The following is a 14,921-nucleotide window of genomic DNA, read 5'->3' on the forward strand; positions in this document are numbered from 1 at the left end:
TGCATACAGGATGGCGGTCAGACGGGGGAGCGAAGGGGTGAACAGGGCGGCCCACAGGCCCCCGAAAGATACCGAAAAGGAGAGGAGAGCGATGGTATCCTTCCGGAATCTGCGTCGACTGTCCTGTGTCTTCCTGGCCCTCGCCATGGTGGTGCTGGCCGGCTGCGGTTCGGGTTCCACGTCGCAGCAGCCGGGCGGATCGTCGGGCGGCACCCAGAGCCAGACGTCCGGCGGCTCCACATCCACCCAGACTGAGGGCGACATCCTGATCGGCGCCGTCCTTCCCATCACCGGCGGCAGCGCCAAGATGGGTCAGGACATGCAGAACTCCATCGAGATGGCCTTCGAGGAGATCAACGCCCAGGGCGGCGTCCTCGGCCGGAAGCTGAAGCTGGAGGTGCAGGACGACGCGTGCGACCCGCAGACCGCGGTGGCGGCGGCCAACAAGATCGTCAGCATGAACGTGGTGGCGGTCATCAGCGGCTACTGCAGCGGCGCCTTCCTGCCCACCGAGGCCATCTACCACAACGCCGGGATGGGCGTCGTCGTGCCCGCGGCCAACGCGGTCAGCCTGACCGAGCAGGGCTACGAGGAGATCAACCTCATCAACGCCACCAACCGGGACCAGGCCCGCACGGCCGCCGACTACATGGTGAACCAGTGGGGCGCTAAGAAGGTCGCGCTCATCCACGACAACTCCGCCTTCGCCCTGGAGCTGGCGGAGCTGACCCGGGAGAACCTGCAGGGCCGGGCCGAGGTGGTCGCCTTTGAGGCCATCACCCCCGGTGAGAAGGACTTCAGCGCCATCCTGACCAGCATCAAGGGCAAGGAGCCCGACGCCATCTACTTCACCGCCTACTACGCGGAGGGCGGCCTGATCATCAAGCAGGCCCGCGGCCTCGGCATCGATGCCAAGATCATGGTGGGCGACGGCGCCAACGACCCGACCCTGGTCGAGATCGCCGGCGCCGAGAACGCCGAGGGCGTGGCCATCACCACCAGCCCGGGCGCCTTCGACTTCACCGGCTCCAGCGACTGGATCCCGCGGTACCGGGAGAAGTACGGCGAGCCCGGTCCCTACAGCGTCCACGCCTATGACGCCGCGTATGTGGTGGCCGAGGCCATCAAGCAGGCCGGCACCACGGACCGCGCCGCGGTGGCCAAGGCGATCCGGAATATCAATATCGAAGGCATCAGCGGCCCCATCTCCTTCACCGAGACCGGCAACCGCAAGGACGGCTACTTCATCGTGCTGGAGGTCAAGGACGGAGAGTTCACGGTGGTGCAGGGCGTGCCCCGGTAAGCCGGGCGGCCTGGATGCGGGGCCCACGCTGCAGAGCCGTGGGCCCCTGCCCACCCCATGAAAGGGTGCGATTATGTCACAGGTACTGGAACAGCTGCTCAACGCGCTGGTCATCGGCTCCTTCTACGCGCTGGTCGCCCTGGGCTACAGCATGGTCTACGGCATCATCCGGCTGATCAACTTCGCCCACGGCGACCTGTACATGCTGGGCGCCTTCTTCGGCTACAGCGCGCTCCTGCTGCTGGGGCGGCTTTCGTTGGGGGCCGGGGTGACGGGGGTCCTCCTGGCCATGCTCATCGCCATGGCCCTGACCGGCGGACTCGGCGTGCTGGTGGAGCGGGTGGCTTACCGGCCGCTCCGGGACGCCCCGCGCATCATCCCCCTGATCACCGCCCTGGGCATGTCGCTCTTCCTGGAGAACGCCGTCATGGTCTTCAGGCCGTGGGGCGCCAGCTTCCGGGTCTACCCCGTGACCCTGGGCCGCGCCGGGTTCGAACTGTTCGGGGTGCACATCGGCTACGCCCACCTGGCCATCTTCGCCATGGCGCTCTGCCTCATGGTGGGGCTGCACTTGTTCGTCGAGCGGTCCACCCTGGGCAAGGCGATGCGGGCGGTGGCCTTTGACCGGGAGGCGGCCCAGCTCATGGGCATCAACGCCAACCGGATGATCTCCATGGGGTTCTTCCTGGGCTCGATCATGGCGGCGGCCGCCGGCGTGATGGCCGGGCTCTACTACGGCCAGATCAACTTCCTCATGGGCTTCCTCGTGGGACTGAAGGCGTTCACCGCCTCGGTGCTGGGCGGCATCGGCAACCTGCCCGGCGCCATGCTGGGCGGGATGCTGCTCGGGGTGCTGGAGGTCTTCGGCACCAGCGCCCTGGGCGGCCAGTGGAAGGACGTCTTCGCCTTCGGCGCCCTGATTCTGATCCTGGTCTTCAAGCCCACCGGCCTGCTGGGTGAGAGGACCGCGGGGAGGATGTAGCCATGAACACGGGAAACGTCGGCGGCGCGGCGCCTGACCGGGGCCGCCTGGCTCGGACCGGCGGCGTCGTCCTCCTGCTGGCGGCGGCGGTGGCCTTGCCTTTCGTCTCCTCGAGCCCCTACGTGCTGGACGTCGCCATCCTCATGCTCTTCTACATGTGCCTGGCCCTGGGCCTCAACGTGGTCGTGGGCTACGCCGGGCTGCTGGATCTGGGCTACGCCGCCTACTTCGCCGTGGGCGCGTACACCCTCGGCATCCTGACCAAGACCTTCCACGTGAACTTCTGGCTGGCCCTGCTGGCCTCGGGCCTGTTCGCCATGCTCCTGGGGCTGTTCATCGGCATGACGGTGCTGCGCCTGCGCAGCGACTACCTGACCATGGTCACCCTGGGCTTCGGCGAGATCATCCGCATCACCGCCAACAACCTGAAGATCACGGGCGGCCCCACGGGCATCTTCGGCATCATGGCGCCGAAGGTCTTCGGCCTGTCGCTGGGGCAGCCCCGCAACATCTACTTCGTCATGCTGATCCTGGTGGTGCTCACCACCATCGCCATGGCGCGCCTCGGCAACTCCCGGGTCGGGCGGGCATGGGCCTGCCTGCGGGAGGACCAGGACGCCGCGGAGGCCATGGGGATCAACACGCTGGGCTACAAGCTGCTGGCGTATCTCACCGGCACCTTCTGGGGCGGGCTCACGGGGGCGTTCTTCGCCGTGAAGATGACCGCCGTTTCGCCGGGCAGCTTCAGCTTCATGCAGTCAGTGACGGTGCTGATGGCCGTGGTGATGGGCGGCATGGGCAGCGTGCCGGGCGTGATCCTGGGCGGCGCCCTGGTCATCCTGCTGCCGGAGCTGCTCCGGGACGTCGCGGACTGGCGCTATCTGGTCTTCGGACTCGCCCTGGTGCTGCTGATGCTCTTCCGTCCGGTCGGGCTCTGGCCCGCCCGGCGCGGCGGGAAGGAGGCGTAGCGGATGCCGCTGCTCAGCGTTCAGAACCTGACCCTCACCTTCGGCGGCCTGACGGCCATCCGCGACCTCACCTTCCAGGTCTACGCCGGCGAGATCGTCGGCCTCATCGGCCCCAACGGGGCGGGCAAGACCTCGGTCTTCAACTGCATCACCGGCTTCTACCGGCCGGCCTCCGGGGACATCGTGTTCGACGGCCGGTCGGTGCTGGGGCTGCGTCCCCACCGGCGGACGGAGCTCGGCATGGCCCGCACCTTCCAGAACCTGCGGCTCTTCCCCAACCTGACGGCCGCCGAAAACGTGATGGCCGGCGCCCACTGCCGCACCCGGGCGGGGCTGTTCACCAGCATGCTCCGCACGCCGGCCCAGCGGCTGGAGGAGCGCCAGGTGCGGGAGATGGCCCTGTACTGGCTGGAGTTCGTGGGCCTGAAGGACCAGGCCAACCGGCTCGCCAAGAACCTGCCCTACGGCGCCCAGCGCCGGCTGGAGATCGCCCGGGCGATGGCGGCGCAGCCGAAGCTGCTGCTGCTGGACGAGCCGGCGGCCGGCCTCAACCCCGCCGAGAAGGAATCGCTGATGGAGCTCATCGACAGAATCCGCGCCGATGGGGTCACACCGCTCCTGATTGAGCACGACATGGGCATGGTGATGCGCATCTGCTCCAGGCTGGTGGTGCTCGACCACGGCGAGAAGATCGCCGAGGGCGACCCGGACAGCGTGCGCACCGACCCCCGGGTGATCGAGGCCTACCTCGGCAAAGAGGAGGAGGGGGCGTAGCCATGGCCATGCTGGAACTCAGCGGGATCCACACGTTCTACGGGGCCATCGAGGCCCTGAAGGGCATCAGCCTGAAGGTGGAGGAGGGCGAGGTGGTGGCCCTCCTGGGCAGCAACGGCGCGGGCAAGTCCACCACCCTTCGCACTATCTCCGGGCTCCTCAGACCCCGGCAGGGGGAGATCCGGTTCCAGGGGCAGTCCATCGCCGGCATGCCGCCGGATGAGATCGTGAAGCTGGGCATCGTGCAGGTGCCCGAGGGCCGGCGCATCTTTGGACCGCTCACCGTGGAGGAGAACCTGGAGATGGGCGCTTTCCTGGCCCGGGGCCAGAAGCAGCGGATCCAGGAAGACATGGCCCGGGTCTACGATATGTTCCCCCGCCTGAAGGAGCGGCGGCGGCAGCTGGCCGGGACCCTTTCAGGCGGCGAGCAGCAGATGCTGGCGGTGGGCCGCGCCCTCATGGCCCGGCCGAAGCTCCTGATGCTGGACGAGCCTTCCATGGGGCTGGCCCCGAACCTGGTTCAGTTCATCATGCAGACCGTGCGGGAGATCAACCAGCAGGGCGTCACCGTGCTGGTGGTGGAGCAGAACGCCCGGTCTGCCCTCCGGCTGGCCACCCGGGCGTACGTCCTGGAGACGGGCCGGATCACCCTGGAAGGGCCGGCGGCCGAGCTGGCCCGGAACGAGCAGGTGATCGCAGCATATCTGGGAGGAGGCCGCTGAGCGGAATTGCCGACCCTGCGCATCCTCAGCGCACGTGACCAGATGGGGATTCTGACCATGGAGGAGGCCATCGACCTGGTGGCCGCCGCCCTGATCGAGTTCTCGGCCGGGCGCGCCGACGCCCCGACGCGCCTGGCCCTGCCCGTCACCGAGCACAACGGCACCAGCCTGTTCATGCCTGCCCTGGTGGCAAGGGCCGGGGGGCTGGGGGTGAAGTTCATCTCGGTCTTCCCCCACAACAAGGCGCTCGGCAAGCCCACCGTCACCGGGGTCCTGGTCCTGGCGGACGTGCAGACCGCCGAGCCCGTCGCCCTCCTGGAGGCCTCCTACCTGACCGCCCTGCGCACCGGGGCGGCCACGGCGCTGGCCACGCGGCTGCTGGCGCGGGAAGACGCCCGCACCGTCGCCATCATCGGCACCGGCGCGCAGGCCCCCTGGCAGCTCCAGGGGATCATGGCGGTCCGGGAGGTCGAGGAGGTGCGGCTCTACAACCACCACCCGGACAAGGCCTACCGGTGTTCCCAGACCATCGAGGCGCAGCTTCCGCCGGGCAAGCGGCCGCGCATCGTCGTCTGCCTCACGCCGGAGGACGTGGTGCAGGGGGCGGACATCGTCGTCACCGCCACCGACTCCCACACGCCGGTGTTCCCGCCGGGGCTGGTGGAGCCCGGCATGCACGTGAACGCGATCGGCTCCTTCCGGCCCACCATGCAGGAGCTGCCGCCGGGGGTGATCAGCCCGTCGGCCAAAGTGGTGGTGGAGTCGCGGCAGGTCGCGCTGGAGGAGACCGGCGACCTGGTGATCCCCGTGCGGGACGGGCTGTTCCGGCCGGAGGACATCTACGCCGAGCTGGGGGAGATCGCCGCCGGCAAGAAGCCGGGCCGGGTGTCGGCCGACGAGGTGACGGTCTTCAAGCTGGTGGGCCTGGCCGCCATGGACATGGTGGTCGGCCGGGCCATCTACGACCGGGCGGTGGCGATGGGGATGGGCCGGGAAGTGGACCTGGGGTAGCGCGCCCGACCGTCGGCGGCTCCTTTCTCCAGTTGTCACGGGCACGCCGGTTCACCCATTATGAAACTAGAAACCCATCCGGAGAGGCCGGCTCCCGGCCTTTCCTGATCTGGCACGATCGTTGCAAGGAATCGTTAGGCGTCTGTGTTCCGGCTGTGGGATGGAACACGAGGGAGATCTGAGGGAGGGGGCAGACTGACGTGTCGATGCTAGCGCGCAAGGCCATTCTCTCCGTCGCGGGCAACCGGTTCATGACCCGCGCCATGACCCGGCACGGGCTGAAGATCGGCGCGAGCCGGTTTGTGGCCGGGGTGACCCTCCAGGATGCGGTGGAGGCCACCAGGCGGCTGAACGACCAGGGGCTGGCGGTGACGCTGGACCTCCTGGGCGAGGGGATCACCAGCCGCGAGGACGCCCGGAAGATGGCGAAAGGGTGCGCGGAAATCCTGGAGGCGATCGAGCGGGAGCGGTTGGACGCGAACCTGTCGGTGAAACCGACCCAGCTCGGCCTCACCATCGACCCTGAAGTGGCGCTGGAGAACCTGACGCACCTGCAGGACATCGCGCGGCGTTCGGGGATCTTCATCCGGGTGGACATGGAGTCCAGCGACACGGTGGACGCGACGCTGGACGTGGTGAAGCGGGTGTACGCTCGTGAGCCCAACGTGGGCACGGTGATCCAGGCCTATCTCTACCGCAGCCCGAAGGACCTGGAGGAGCTGGCCGGCCTCGGGATGAACGTGCGGCTCGTCAAGGGCGCCTACCTGGAGCCCCCCAGCGTGGCGTATCCGGCGAAGGCCGACGTGGACGCCGCCTTCAAGCGGCTCATCGCGCAGCATCTTGCGGCCGGCTGCTACACGGCGGTGGCCACCCACGATGACGCCATCATCGCTTTCACCGAGTCCTTCGTCCAGGAGAAGGGCATTCCCCGCAGCCAGTTTGAGTTCCAGATGCTGTACGGCATCCGCCAGGAGCGGCAGCGGGAGCTGGCCCGCGCAGGATACCGCACTCGGGTCTACGTCCCGTTCGGGGTACACTGGTACCCGTACTTCGTCCGCCGCCTGGCGGAGCGGCCGGCGAACGTCTGGTTCGTCCTGGCCAACCTGATGAAACGGTAGCAGGAGGTGCTGATACTTGGAGCCTTTCCGCCCTGAGCCTTTCAGCGACTTCAGCAACCCGGCGGTCTCAGCCGCCTTCGAACAGGCCCTGGCCGCCGTGCAGGCGCAGCTCGGGAAGCGCTATCCCATGATCATCGGCGGGCGGCGTGTGGACGCCGCCGAGAGCATCCGGTCCGTCAACCCCTCGCAGCCCGACCAGGTGGTGGGCTACGCGGCCAAGGGGGGCCTGAAGGAGGCCGAGGCGGCGGTGGAGGCGGCCTTGCAGGCCTTCCCCGCCTGGGGCAGCACCCCGGCCGAGGTCCGGGCCCGGGTCCTTTTCAAGGCCGCGGCCATCATGCGGCGCCGGCGGCACGAGCTTTCGGCGTGGCTGAGCCATGAGGTGGGCAAGAACTGGGCCGAGGCCGACGCCGACACCGCGGAGGCCATCGACTTCCTGGAGTACTACGGCCGGCAGATGCTGAAGCTGGCCGCGCCGCAGCCGCTCACTCCCTATCCCGGTGAGGAGAACCACCTCTACTACCGGCCGCTGGGGGTGGGGGTGGTCCACAGCCCGTTCAACTTCCCGCTGGCGATCCTGACCGGGATGACCGCGGCGGCCATCGTCACGGGCAACACCGTGGTGGTGAAGCCCTCCACCGAGGCGCCGGTGATCGCGGCCAAGCTCTTTGAGATCCTGGAGGAGGCCGGGCTGCCGGCGGGCGTGGCCAACCTGCTGTACGCCGACCCGGTGGAGGTGGGCGACTACCTCACCACCCACAAGGAGGTCCGCTTCATCAACTTCACCGGCTCGGTGAAGGTGGGCTGCCACATCTACGAACTCGCCGCGAAGGTGCAGCCGGGGCAGATCTTCCTGCGCCGGGTGATCGCGGAGATGGGCGGCAAGGACGCCATCATCGTCGACGGCACCGCTGACCTGGACGAGGCGGCCGCCGGCATCGTGACCTCCGCCTTCGGCTTCAGCGGCCAGAAGTGCTCGGCCTGCTCCCGGGCGGTCGTGACGGCCGACGTGTACGACCAGGTGCTGGAGAAGGTGGTGGCCCGGACCCGCACGCTGAAGATCGGGCCGGCGACCGAGAAGGACACCGACGTCGGCCCCGTGGCGGCGGAGCGGTTCCAGAAGAAGATCCTGGAGTATATCGAAATCGGCAAGTCGGAGGGCCGGCTGGTGCTGGGTGGAAGCGCCCTGCCCGGGGGGTACTACGTGGAGCCGACCATCTTCGCCGAAGTGTCCCCGACCGCCCGCATCGCCCAGGAGGAGATCTTCGGGCCGGTGCTGGCCTTCATCAAGGCCGAGGACTTCGACGACGCCCTGCGCATCGCCAACAACACCCCGTACGGGCTGACGGGCTCCGTGTACTCCCGCAGCCGGGAGAACCTGGAGAAGGCCCGGCGGGAGTTCATGGTCGGGAACCTCTACTTCAACCGGAAGTCCACCGGCGCGATCGTCGGCGTCCACCCCTTCGGCGGGTTCAACATGAGCGGCACCGATTCCAAGGCCGGCGGCCCCGACTACCTGCTGCTCTTCACCCAGGCGCAGGCGGTGTCGGAGAAGCTCTAGGGACCTGCGGGACGCGGACGAAGCGCCGCTGCCTGCTGCTGAACAGGGCTCCCCTGGCGGGAGCCCTGTTCCACTTCGCGCCCAAGGCGGCCTTCGGGGGAAGTTCCGGGCGAAGGATGCACTCGGCCCAGGGGGTGTACTGCATCTTTCACCCGCAACTGGGTCCGGCCCGCCCGCCGGGGCCACCTGCAGCGAATCGCACAGCAAGAGAACCGGTCCCCCGGGAAGGGGGGCCGGTTCTCGCCTGTCCTGTGAGCCCGGCGCGCGGTCAGGTTGCCGAGACGACGGTCCGGCGCAGCCGCCAGCCCGCAAGGCCCAGTCCTAGCGCCGCCGTGGCGGCCAGCACCCCGAGGCTGGGCAGCACCGTGGCCAGGGGGTGGCCCTTCATCGTCACCTGCTGTAGCGCATGGATCATGTGGAAGCTGGGCAAGAACCGCATCACCGCCTGCAAGGCCTCCGGGGCCTGGTTGGCAGGCAGGAACGCGCCGCCCAGAAGACTGAGCCCCGTGGCGACGATGATCGACAGGGGCCCGGCGGCCTCGACGTTCCGGGCAAAGGCCGCGATGGCCAGCCCGATGCTCAGTCCGGCTGTACTGCTCAGCAGCAGGATGAGGGCGGTGGCGGCCGGGTTCCGGGGCAGGTGCACGCCGAAGAAGGCGATGCCGATGACCCAGAGCACCAGGACCTGGAGGACTGCGATCACCTGGATGCCGAGCAGCGTGCCCGCCAGCCAGCAACCCATGCTGAGCGGCGTGCTGAACAGGTGGCGCAGCGTCCCTGCCCGGCGCTGGTAGGCGATCTGGGGGCCTGCGGCCATGATGCCGGCGTTGAGCAGCATCCAGACCAGCACGCCGGGCATCAGGAAGTCGAAGAGCCCCAGCGTCTCGGCGGCCTCCAGCGGCCGGTCGCGCACGGCGAGCAGCGGCTCCTTTCGGGCCGGGTCCAGGGAAGAGACGAGGGACCGCAGCGCGCCCCGGGTCGCGGTGGACGCGGCGGAGGTGGGATCCCAGCGCAGGACGACCTCGCCCAGCCCGGCGACGGCGGCCACCCGGTCGCTGAGCCCCGGCGGCAGCACCAGCACGGCGCGGACCTTCCCGCCGTCCAGCCTCCGGATGAGGTCGTCCTCCTCGCCGTCCACCACCTCGAAGTTGCCGGACGCCTGGAGAGCCGATCGGACCATCTCCGCCACGGGCCCGCCGTCCCGATCCGCGACCCCCACCGGCACGGCGCGGATGACTTCGGAGGCGCCCACGCCCCATCCCCACCAGAACAGGAACAGGATCGGCATGATCAGGTTGAAGAAGAACGCGATGCGATTGCGCATCTGCTGCCGGACGTTCAGCAGCAGGATCTGCCAGACCTGGCCGAGCCTCCGCATCACTCCCGCAGCCTCCTTCCCGTAAGAGCCATGAAGACGTCGTCCAGCGTCGCGGACCGGGTGCGCAGGTCGGAGAGCGGCAGCCCCCGCGCCTGCGCGTACTCGGCCAGGGCCATCAGGGTGGCCGCGGGGTCGGCGGTGTGCAGCAGCACCCGCCCTTCTTCCTGCCGGACCCGGGTGACGGCCGCGAGCCGCCCCAGCTCCTCCAGGTTCACCGGCATGCCGCCCGGGTCGATCTCCACCGCCGCCTCGGGCGCGTACGCCCGGGTGAGTTCCCGCGGCGTGCCCTCGGCCAGGATGCGCCCGTGATCCATCACCAACACCCGGTCGCAGAGCCGCTCCGCCTCGTCCATGTAGTGGGTCGTCAGCAGGACCGCGCGGCCTTCCTCCCGCAGGCCGAGGATCACGTCCCAGAGGGCGCGCCGGGCCTGGGGATCCAGGCCGGTGGTGGGCTCGTCCAGGAAGAGCACCGACGGCCGGCCGATGAGGGCCACGGCCAGGGCCAGCCGCTGCCGCTGCCCGCCGGAGAGGTAATCGCACCGGGTCCGGGCCTTCTCCTCCAGGCTGAACTGCCGGAGCAGGTCGCCCACCGGCAGGGGGTTCTCGTAGAAGCTCGCGTAGAGCGTCAGCACTTCCTGCACGGTGGTGTACTCGGGCAGGCGGGCGGCCTGCAGGGCGATGCCGATGCGATGCCGGACCTCGCGGCTGTTGCGCAGGCTGTCGTACCCACAGATGCGGCAGTGGCCGGCGTCGGGGACGCGCAGCCCCTCCATCATCTCGATGGCGGTCGTCTTGCCGGCGCCGTTGGGCCCCACCAGGCCGACGATCTCGCCGGCCCGGACCTGCAGGCTGAAGCCGTCGACGGCGACCGTAGCGCCGTAGCGCTTCACGAGCCCCCGGGCGTCGATGAGGGCGCCGGCGCCTCCGGCCGGCCGGAGAGCGGTCTGCACGGCTGCCACGGGCTTTCCCTCCTTTGCACCTCGGCCCCTGCTCCCCCGGTGGGCTTCGCCGTTGCGGGTCCGGGGAACGGAACGGCCGGGCGGGTGTGATCTTTCATCAACAGAGAGAAGCATCGCGTCCCCCGGGGTTCGCTCTGTTTCCGGGGTGGCTGCTGCGAGCGGGGAGCGTACGCCGGTCCGGCAGGCGACCACTTGCCATCGGCCGGCCGTACGAACTGTCTATCTGGTTGCGCTCCGTGGCGCATTCGGCGGGTGGCGCCGATTGGCGGAGGCTGGAGGGCGCGGCGTGTCCCCTGATGCGCTTGACAGGTCCTGGCGACATCTGGTTATCTGAGGATGAAGTCTCGTTATGTTGCACCATGCATAACGGAAATGGAGGGCGACCTGCCATGTCACTGCGTCTGCGCAAGGCTCGCATCGTGGCACCGATCCTGGCTCTGCTGATGCTGGCACTCCCGCTGCTTAGCGCCTGCGGCGGCTCCCAGTCCGCCGGCACGCCTCAGCCGCAGTCCCAGCCCACCGGCCCGGCCGCTCCCGCGCCGCAGGAGCAGCAGGAGCCGGCTTCCACGCCGGAACCCGCATCCCAGGAACCTGCAGCCCAGGAGCCCGCATCCCAGGAGCCGGCGACCCGCACCCTCGTCGACCAGGCGGGGCGCACGGTCACCCTTGCGGCTGAGGTGAACCGGGTCGTCACCACCTGGCGGCCGGGCACCCTGCTGGTGATCTCGGCCGGCGGGCGTGACATGATCGTCGGCGTGGACAGCTCCTCGCAGCGGTCCGAGTTCCTGACCGCCGTCTTCCCCGGCATCACGGACCTGCCCGGCGTGGGCAACAAGAAGGGGCTGAACGTCGAGCAGATCGTCGCCGTCAAGCCCGACGTGGTCTTCATCTGGCACGGGGCCGACACCGAGCCGGTCATCCAGCAGCTGGAGTCCCAGGGCATCCCGGCCTTCGTCCTGATTCCGGAGAGCCTCGACCAGATGAAGGAGGCCGTGACCCTCATCGGCGAGATCCTGGGGACCCAGGAGCAGGCCCGGAAGATGATCCAGTACTACGACGACACCCTGGCCATGCTGGCGGAGAAGGTGGGCACAATCCCCGAAGCCGAGAAGCTGCGGGTCTACATGGTCGGCTCCAGCGGCGTCTTCTCCACGGTGCCGGGCACCATGTACCAGCACTTCATCATTGAGTCGGCCGGCGGCATCAACGTCGGCGCGGAGCTGCAGGGCGGCTTCTCGGAGGTCTCCGCGGAGCAGGTGGTCGCCTGGAACCCCGACGTCATCGTCGCGGTGCAGTACTGCGACTGCACGGTGGACGAGATCCTGAGCAACCCGCAGCTGCAGACCGTGAAGGCGGTCCAGGACGGCCGGGTCTACATGTTCCCCCACAGCATGGACCCGTGGGACTACCCCGAGCCCCGCTCGATCCTGGGCATGCTCTGGCTGGCCCACACCCTGTACCCCGAGCAGATGGCCGACGTGGACCTGCTGGGGGAGGTCGACGAATTCCACGAGACCTTCTTCGGCGTGAGCTTCACGGAGCTCGGTGGCACACTGGATGAGTAGCAGGAAGCCACGGCCCGCCCGGAGGTGGCGGGCCCTCCTCCTATCCGGCCTCTTCACCGCCCTGGTGATCCTGCTCTCCTTCGCCATTGGCCGCTACCCCATCCCCCCCGGAGAGGTGGTGCGGATCCTGTGGCAGATCGTCTCGGGCCAGTTTGACCCGCAGACGGCCACGGAGGCGGCGCGGGTGCTCTACTACATCCGCCTGCCGCGCATCCTCCTGGCTGCCCTGACCGGGGTCGCCCTGTCCGGGGCGGGCACCCTGTTTCAGGGCATGTTCCGCAACCCGCTGGTCTCGCCCGATGTGCTGGGGGTCTCGTCCGGCGCGGCCCTGGGCGCGGCCATCGGCATCCTCCTGCCCGCGGGCGGCTCGATCCAGCTCTGGGCCTTCGCCTGCGGCGTCGCGGCGGTGGCCCTGGCCTACGGCATCGCCCAGGCCAGCCGCGGCCAGTCGGTGGTGATGCTGGTCCTGGCCGGCATGGTGGTCTCCGCCTTCTTCAGCGCGGCGCTCTCGTTCCTGAAGTACGTGGCCGATCCCTACGAGCAGCTGCCGACCATCGTCTTCTGGCTGATGGGCGGCTTCTACCGCGCCTCGTGGCCGGCGGTGGGCAGCCTGCTGCTCACGGTGGTCCCCGGTGCCGTGCTGCTGCTGCTCACCTCGTGGAAGCTGAACATCCTCTCGCTGGGCGACGAGGAGGCGCTGTCGCTCGGGGTGAACGTCCGGGTGCTGCGCCCGCTGCTGATCGCGGCCGCCACCCTGATGGTGGCCGGCGCGGTGAGCGTCACGGGCACGATCTCGTGGGTCGGCCTGGTGGTGCCCCACATCGCCCGGATGCTGGCCGGGGCGGACCACGACCGGTCGATGCCGGTGGCCATGCTGTTCGGCGCCGGCTTCATGCTGCTGATGGACGACCTGGCCCGGTCGCTGACCACCGCGGAGATCCCGGTGGGCATCCTCACCTCGGCCATCGGCGCGCCGTTCTTCGGCTACCTGCTGATCACCGGCAGAAGGGAGGCGTGGCGGTAGGCGATGGCGATCACAGCAGAATCGGTTCGCTTTGGCTACCGCGGGACCGAGGTGATCCGGGGCGTCAGCTTCGCCGTGCCCGAGGGGGCCATCACCTGCCTGCTGGGCCGCAACGGCTCGGGCAAGACCACCCTCATCCGGCTGGTGAACGGCATCCTGCGGCCGCGGGCGGGGGCCATCCGGATCGACGGCCTGGACGTGCTGCAGAGCCCGCGTCCCGCCATCGCCCGGCGGGTGGCGTTTGTGCCGCAGGAGCACCAAGGGGTCTTTCCCTACGGTGTCGAAGAGTTGGTGGTGATGGGGCGCAACCCCCACCTGAGCCTGGTGGCCCGGCCCGGCCGGGCCGACCGCGCGGCCGCCCGGGCCGCCATGGAGGCCGTGGGCATCGCCCACCTGGCCGACCGGGACTACATGCAGATCAGCGGCGGCGAGCGGCAGCTGGTACTGATCGCCCGCGCGCTGACGCAGGAGACCCCGTACCTGCTCATGGATGAGCCGACGTCCCACCTGGACTTCACCAACCAGCACGCCATCCTGTCCATCGTGCGGCGCATCGCCCGGGAGCGGAACGTGGGGGTGCTGGTGGCCATGCACGACCCGAACCTGGCCCTGGCGTTCGCCGACCGGGTGATCATGCTGCGGGAGGGGCAGGTGTTTCAGGCGGGGCCGGCGGCCGAGGTGATGACGCCGGAGAACCTGCAGGCGCTGTACCAGATGCCGGTGGACGTGGTGGGCCTGCCGGACGGGCGCCGCTTCATCGTGACGGAAGCGAGGTAGGAAGAGATGCTGCTGGAGCGGGTGCTGGAGGCGGCCGCGCCGGGCCTGAGCGGCCGGCGGGTGTGGGCCGCCAGCATGGGCGAGAAGATCGTGGGCGTGGTCCTGGATGACGGCCGTTTCGGCGCGGGCTACCACCTGCCGGGCGAGCGGCCGCCGGGTTCGCTGACCGGGACCGGCCTGGCCGCGGAGCTGGAGGCCCTCGCGGGGCAGCCGGCCCTGGAGGTCGCCCGGCGGTGCATGCGGAGCGAGTCCACCTTCCACCGGGCGCTGGGCGTGGCCCTCTGCAACGCGGTGGCGGAGCCCGACCCGGCCCGCTGCCTGGAAGATCCGGACGCCGCCGCGGCCGTTCCCGCCCGGCCGACCGACACGGTGGGGTTCGTGGGTTACGTGGGCACGGTGGTCCGGCGGGTGCAGGCGGAGGCGGCGCGGACGATCATCTTCGACCGGTCCCAGGAGGACGAGGACGACGTCTACCCCGAGTACCTGCAGCCCGAGCTGCTGCCCCAGTGCGACCTAGTGTTCATCACCGGTTCGGCCCTGATCAACCGCACGCTGGAGCGGCTGCTCACGTACTGCACCCGGGCCCGGGAGGTCGTGCTGATCGGCCCCAGCACGCCGCTTTATCCCGAGGCGTTCGTGGGCTCTGGGGTGACGGTGCTGGCCGGCTTCCGCTGGCAGATCGCCGACCCGGAGGAGGCGCTGGCGCAGATCGCCGCCGGGGCGCACTTCAAGCACCTGAGTGGCCGCACGAGCGTGACGCTGCGGGTGGAATAGGAGGGAAC

The 14,921-nt window shown here is 69.5% G+C and carries 14 protein-coding genes; 12 read left to right on the forward strand and 2 right to left on the reverse strand.

The annotated features are described in order from the left end of the window. Positions 1–91: 91 nt before the first annotated feature. The 8 genes from ACZ5UM_RS08285 to pruA all read left to right on the forward strand — a co-directional run bounded on the left by ACZ5UM_RS08285 (position 92) and on the right by pruA (position 8,436). Complete coding sequence (locus tag ACZ5UM_RS08285; RefSeq protein ID WP_464848108.1) at positions 92–1,303, forward strand: branched-chain amino acid ABC transporter substrate-binding protein; 1,212 nt, start codon at positions 92–94, stop codon at positions 1,301–1,303. Positions 1,304–1,376: 73 nt separating this feature from the next. Further along, on the forward strand, positions 1,377–2,285 hold the full coding sequence (locus ACZ5UM_RS08290; RefSeq protein ID WP_464848109.1) for a branched-chain amino acid ABC transporter permease: 909 nt from the start codon (positions 1,377–1,379) through the stop codon (positions 2,283–2,285). A 2-nt stretch (positions 2,286–2,287) separates the two neighbouring features. After that, a complete protein-coding gene (locus ACZ5UM_RS08295) occupies positions 2,288–3,253 on the forward strand; it encodes a branched-chain amino acid ABC transporter permease (protein ID WP_464848110.1) in 966 nt (321 codons plus the stop codon). Positions 3,254–3,256: 3 nt separating this feature from the next. Continuing rightward, a complete protein-coding gene (locus ACZ5UM_RS08300) occupies positions 3,257–4,027 on the forward strand; it encodes an ABC transporter ATP-binding protein (RefSeq protein ID WP_464848111.1) in 771 nt (256 codons plus the stop codon). 2 nt (positions 4,028–4,029) lie between these two features. Then, positions 4,030–4,749, forward strand: coding sequence for an ABC transporter ATP-binding protein (locus tag ACZ5UM_RS08305; protein WP_464848112.1), 720 nt, complete (start codon positions 4,030–4,032; stop codon positions 4,747–4,749). A gap of 6 nt (positions 4,750–4,755) precedes the next feature. Continuing rightward, the gene (locus ACZ5UM_RS08310; RefSeq protein WP_464848113.1) at positions 4,756–5,760 is read left to right on the forward strand and encodes an ornithine cyclodeaminase family protein; all 1,005 of its coding nucleotides are present in this window, start codon (positions 4,756–4,758) and stop codon (positions 5,758–5,760) included. 206 nt (positions 5,761–5,966) lie between these two features. After that, positions 5,967–6,878 carry a proline dehydrogenase family protein gene (locus ACZ5UM_RS08315; RefSeq protein ID WP_464848316.1) on the forward strand — a complete coding sequence of 304 codons (912 nt, stop codon included), beginning with the start codon at positions 5,967–5,969 and terminating at the stop codon, positions 6,876–6,878. A 16-nt stretch (positions 6,879–6,894) separates the two neighbouring features. Further along, on the forward strand, positions 6,895–8,436 hold the full coding sequence (pruA, locus tag ACZ5UM_RS08320; RefSeq protein ID WP_464848114.1) for an L-glutamate gamma-semialdehyde dehydrogenase: 1,542 nt from the start codon (positions 6,895–6,897) through the stop codon (positions 8,434–8,436). A gap of 268 nt (positions 8,437–8,704) precedes the next feature. Here pruA and ACZ5UM_RS08325 read toward each other — a convergent pair whose 3' ends face one another. After that, positions 8,705–9,814 (reverse strand): ABC transporter permease, encoded by a 1,110-nt coding sequence (locus ACZ5UM_RS08325; RefSeq protein WP_464848318.1) that lies wholly within the window; start codon positions 9,812–9,814, stop codon positions 8,705–8,707. Further along, complete coding sequence (locus tag ACZ5UM_RS08330) at positions 9,814–10,773, reverse strand: ABC transporter ATP-binding protein (protein ID WP_464848115.1); 960 nt, start codon at positions 10,771–10,773, stop codon at positions 9,814–9,816. Before ACZ5UM_RS08330 ends, ACZ5UM_RS08325 begins: the two co-directional genes overlap by 1 nt. A 389-nt stretch (positions 10,774–11,162) precedes the next feature. On the opposite strand from ACZ5UM_RS08330, the gene ACZ5UM_RS08335 reads away from it, so the two are divergent. The 4 genes from ACZ5UM_RS08335 to ACZ5UM_RS08350 are packed head-to-tail and all read left to right on the forward strand — an operon-like array spanning position 11,163 to position 14,913. Beyond that, positions 11,163–12,338, forward strand: a complete 1,176-nt coding sequence (locus tag ACZ5UM_RS08335) for an ABC transporter substrate-binding protein (protein ID WP_464848116.1) — start codon at positions 11,163–11,165, stop codon at positions 12,336–12,338. Then, entirely contained in the window at positions 12,331–13,362 is a 1,032-nt protein-coding gene (locus tag ACZ5UM_RS08340) for a FecCD family ABC transporter permease (protein WP_464848118.1), read from the forward strand. Before ACZ5UM_RS08335 ends, ACZ5UM_RS08340 begins: the two co-directional genes overlap by 8 nt. A gap of 3 nt (positions 13,363–13,365) precedes the next feature. Continuing rightward, complete coding sequence (locus ACZ5UM_RS08345; protein ID WP_464848121.1) at positions 13,366–14,139, forward strand: ABC transporter ATP-binding protein; 774 nt, start codon at positions 13,366–13,368, stop codon at positions 14,137–14,139. Between the two features lie 6 nt (positions 14,140–14,145). Then, a complete protein-coding gene (locus tag ACZ5UM_RS08350) occupies positions 14,146–14,913 on the forward strand; it encodes a Rossmann-like domain-containing protein (protein WP_464848122.1) in 768 nt (255 codons plus the stop codon). Positions 14,914–14,921: the final 8 nt, after the last annotated feature.

The sequence above is a fragment of the Symbiobacterium ostreiconchae genome (genome assembly GCF_055396975.1).

Excerpts from the sequence above, each read along its gene's own strand:
- ACZ5UM_RS08285 (WP_464848108.1), top strand. The coding sequence starts at position 92 with ATGGTATCCTTCCGGAATCTGCGTCGACTGTCCTGTGTCTTCCTGGCC.
- ACZ5UM_RS08290 (WP_464848109.1), top strand. The coding sequence starts at position 1,377 with ATGTCACAGGTACTGGAACAGCTGCTCAACGCGCTGGTCATCGGCTCC.
- ACZ5UM_RS08295 (WP_464848110.1), top strand. The coding sequence starts at position 2,288 with ATGAACACGGGAAACGTCGGCGGCGCGGCGCCTGACCGGGGCCGCCTG.
- ACZ5UM_RS08300 (WP_464848111.1), top strand. The coding sequence starts at position 3,257 with ATGCCGCTGCTCAGCGTTCAGAACCTGACCCTCACCTTCGGCGGCCTG.
- ACZ5UM_RS08305 (WP_464848112.1), top strand. The coding sequence starts at position 4,030 with ATGGCCATGCTGGAACTCAGCGGGATCCACACGTTCTACGGGGCCATC.
- ACZ5UM_RS08315 (WP_464848316.1), top strand. The coding sequence starts at position 5,967 with ATGCTAGCGCGCAAGGCCATTCTCTCCGTCGCGGGCAACCGGTTCATG.
- ACZ5UM_RS08325 (WP_464848318.1), bottom strand. The coding sequence starts at position 9,814 with ATGCGGAGGCTCGGCCAGGTCTGGCAGATCCTGCTGCTGAACGTCCGG.
- ACZ5UM_RS08335 (WP_464848116.1), top strand. The coding sequence starts at position 11,163 with ATGTCACTGCGTCTGCGCAAGGCTCGCATCGTGGCACCGATCCTGGCT.
- ACZ5UM_RS08340 (WP_464848118.1), top strand. The coding sequence starts at position 12,331 with ATGAGTAGCAGGAAGCCACGGCCCGCCCGGAGGTGGCGGGCCCTCCTC.
- ACZ5UM_RS08345 (WP_464848121.1), top strand. The coding sequence starts at position 13,366 with ATGGCGATCACAGCAGAATCGGTTCGCTTTGGCTACCGCGGGACCGAG.
- ACZ5UM_RS08350 (WP_464848122.1), top strand. The coding sequence starts at position 14,146 with ATGCTGCTGGAGCGGGTGCTGGAGGCGGCCGCGCCGGGCCTGAGCGGC.